This window comes from Sandarakinorhabdus sp. (genome assembly GCF_031422795.1).
In the GTDB taxonomy this organism is placed as follows: Bacteria; Pseudomonadota; Alphaproteobacteria; order Sphingomonadales; family Sphingomonadaceae; genus Sandarakinorhabdus.
In genome coordinates, this window is sequence record NZ_JANPML010000385.1 from 1 (window position 1) to 3,364 (window position 3,364).

The window sequence follows — 3,364 nt, forward strand, 5'->3', positions numbered from 1 at the left end:
GCCACATTGGCGCCCGATCGGACGCGGACATCCTCGACCGAGGCATAGGGCGTGTCGCCGCGAGCCGCGACGATCCGGGTGGCGGCGTCGAGGCGCAGACCGTCGATCTGTCTTAATCCCAAGCGTAACACTAATCCGTTCGTCCCGAGCGAAGTCGAGGGACGTTGGCGCGACGTGTCTCGACTTCGCTCGACACCAACGGAAGTTTGGACTTCGCCGCCCTCGATCGTCGAATCCCACGCGCTGTGATTCACATCCACCGCGCGCACCGTCACCCCATGCTCCTGGGCATCACGCACGATCTGCGCCGGCGCATAGAATCCCATCGGTTGGGCATTGAGCAGTGCGGCGGCAAACACCGCCGGGTAACGGCATTTCAGGTACGCCGAAACCCACACCAGCCGGGCAAAGGCAATCGCGTGGCTTTCGGGGAAGCCGTAACTGCCGAACCCCTTGATCTGGTTGAAGCAGCGCAGCGCAAAATCTGCCTCATAACCGCGCGCCACCATGCCATCGACCAGCTTGGATTCGAAATATTCCATGCCGCCATTGCTGCGAAACGTGGCCATGGAACGGCGCAGGCGGTTGGCCTCGGCCGGCGTGAAATTCGCCGCCGTGATCGCCAGTTTCATCGCCTGTTCCTGAAACAGCGGCACCCCCAGCGTCTTGCCGAGCACGTTTTTCAGCTCATCGGGATCATGCGGCGGCTTGGGGCTGGGAAAACTCACCGCCTCGCGCCCCTGCCGGCGCCGCAGATAGGGGTGGACCATATCGCCCTGGATCGGCCCCGGCCGCACGATGGCGACCTGAATCACCAGATCGTAGAACTCCGCCGGCTTCAGGCGCGGCAGCATGTTCATCTGCGCCCGGCTTTCGACCTGGAACACGCCGATGGAATCGCCCTTTTGCAGCATGCGATACACATCGTTGGTTTCACCGGGCGGCGCATCGCCCGGCACATTGTCGAGCGTGTAACTGTGGCCGCCGTTGGTCTCGATGAACTCGAACGCGCGGCGGATGCAGCTGAGCATGCCCAGCGCCAGCACATCCACCTTCATCAGGCCGAGCGCGTCGATATCGTCCTTGTCCCATTCGATGAAGGTGCGATCGGCCATGGCGGCGTTGTGGATCGGCACCAGTTCATCCAGCCGGGTTTGCGTGAGCACGAAACCGCCGACATGCTGGGAAAGATGGCGCGGCATGCCCAGGATCTGCGTCACCAGATTGCCCAGCCGCGCAATCTCCGGACTGTCGGGATCAAGCCCGCTTTCAGCAAAACGCTGCCGCTCCATCGTGCTGGCGTAACTGCCCCACACGGTGCTCGACAGCCGCGTGGTCAGATCCTCGCTCATGCCCAGCACCTTGCCCACCTCGCGCACGGCGCTGCGCGGGCGATAGTGGATCACGGTGGCGGCGATGCCGGCGCGTTCCCGGCCATAACGTTCATAAATCCACTGCATCACCTCCTCGCGGCGCTCGTGTTCGAAATCGACGTCGATATCGGGCGGCTCCTTGCGCTCTTCGGAAATGAAGCGGGAAAACAGCAAATTGTGTTTCGATGGATCGACCGCCGTGATGCCGAGCACGAAACACACCGCGCTGTTGGCCGCACTGCCGCGGCCCTGGCACAGGATGCCGCGGCCTTGGGCAAAGGCAACGATATCGTGGACGGTGAGGAAATAGGGCGCATAGCCGGCCTTGGCGATGATGCGGAATTCGTCAACCAGCAGCGCCATCAGCTTGGGCGGCACGCCATCGGGCCAGCGTTCGCGGGCCTTTTGCAGGGTCAGCGTTTCCAGCCAGCCTTGCGGGCTGTAACCCGGCGGAACTGGCTCGTTGGGATATTCATACCGCAACTGATCAAGGCTGAAATCAACGCGGGCAAGCAACCGGGCCGGCTCCTGCAGCGCGGCGGGGAAATCGCGGAACAGGCGGGCCATGTCGGCGGCGGATTTCAGGTGCCGTTCGGCATTGGCAGCCAGGCGCGTGCCGGCGCTGTTCAGGGTTTCGCCCATGCCGATGCAGCGGATGACATCGTGCAGCGGGCGCTGCGCCGGCGTCGCATACAGCGGCGCGTTCAGCGCCAGCAGCGGCACCTGCGCTGCATCGGCCACCGCGCTGAGCACCGCCAGCCGCCGCCGATCGGCGCTGCCCTGGTGCAGCATCGCGCCCTGCCACAGCCGATCCGGGCAAGCCCGCGCCAGCTCGGCCAGCCGGCCCTGCTGATCGCCAGTGGGCGGCAGCGCGATCAACAACAGCCCACTTGAATGTTCGATCAAGTCGGAGAGGTGGAGGATGCAATCGCCCTTCGCCGCCCGGCGGTTGCCGGTGGTGAGCAGCCGCGTCAGCTGCGCCCAGCCGGGGCGGTGGGCGGGATAGGCGATCACATCAGGCGTGCCATCAGCGAACACCAGCCGCGCGCCCACGGCGAGCTTGAAGGCGGGCAGTTCGGTGCCAGTCTCCTTCGCGGCTTCGGCCAGTTCGCGCACCGCCACATGGGCGCGCACCACGCCGGCCACCGTGTTTTTATCCGCGATGCCGATGCCAGCGTGGCCCAGTGCCAGCGCCGCCTCCACCATCGCCGCCGGGCTCGACACGCCTTCCAGGAAGGAGAAATGCGTCGCCGCGGCCAGTTCGGCAAAGCCTGCCAAAGGGCCTTTGTGCGTCATGCAAACAGACCGTGCAGATACCAGCGCGGGCTGCCGGTTTCGCGTTCATACAGGCCGTGGCGGAACAGCCAGTAGCGCCGGCCATCAGCGGCTTCCACTCGCCAGTAATCGCGGGTCAGCCCGGCGCCATCCTTGCGCCGCCACCATTCGGCGGCGATGCGTTCCGGGCCTTCGTGGGCGGTCACATCGTGCACGCGGGCGCGCCAGCGGAACCGGCGCGGCGGGCCGTCGGGCACTTCGGCCAGCACCTCGATGGGTTGCGGCGGTTCGAACAGGCGGATGGGGCGCAGGGGCGGTTCGCCGGGGGCGTGTGTTGGCCAGTGGCTCGCTGCACTGCCAGCCAGCGGCAGATCGAAACTCGCCTGTTCGGGGATATGGGTGTCGGCACGGGCCAGGCGGCGCAGGCGACCCCGGCCCAGCCGGGCGGTGAGGCGGTCGACCAGTTCGGTGAGCTGGGTTTCGGCAAGCTGGCCACCCTCCAGCCCCAGTTGCGTTTCGTCCAGCCTGTGCGTCACCGGCACGGCGAGGCGGACGAGATCATAGCCAAAGCCGGGATCGAGCGGATCGTTCAGCGCGGCGATGCGTTCATCGAACAGGCGCAGTAGCACGCTCGTCTCGCGTTGCGGTTCGGCGGTTTCCACCGCAACATGCGCGACATGGCCATCGGCGCGATAAAGCGCCAGTGCGAACCGCCG

Annotated in this window: 2 protein-coding genes; both read right to left on the reverse strand. The window is 65.9% G+C overall.

The genetic code is table 11. From position 1 onward, the window contains the following. Positions 1–2,669: error-prone DNA polymerase (locus tag RMO81_RS13565; RefSeq protein WP_310476426.1), on the reverse strand; the 2,669-nt coding region annotated here is incomplete at its 3' end. After that, a partial coding sequence (locus RMO81_RS13570; RefSeq protein ID WP_409049622.1) for a DUF6504 family protein occupies positions 2,666–3,364 on the reverse strand: 699 nt, incomplete at its 5' end. The genes RMO81_RS13570 and RMO81_RS13565, both read right to left, overlap by 4 nt.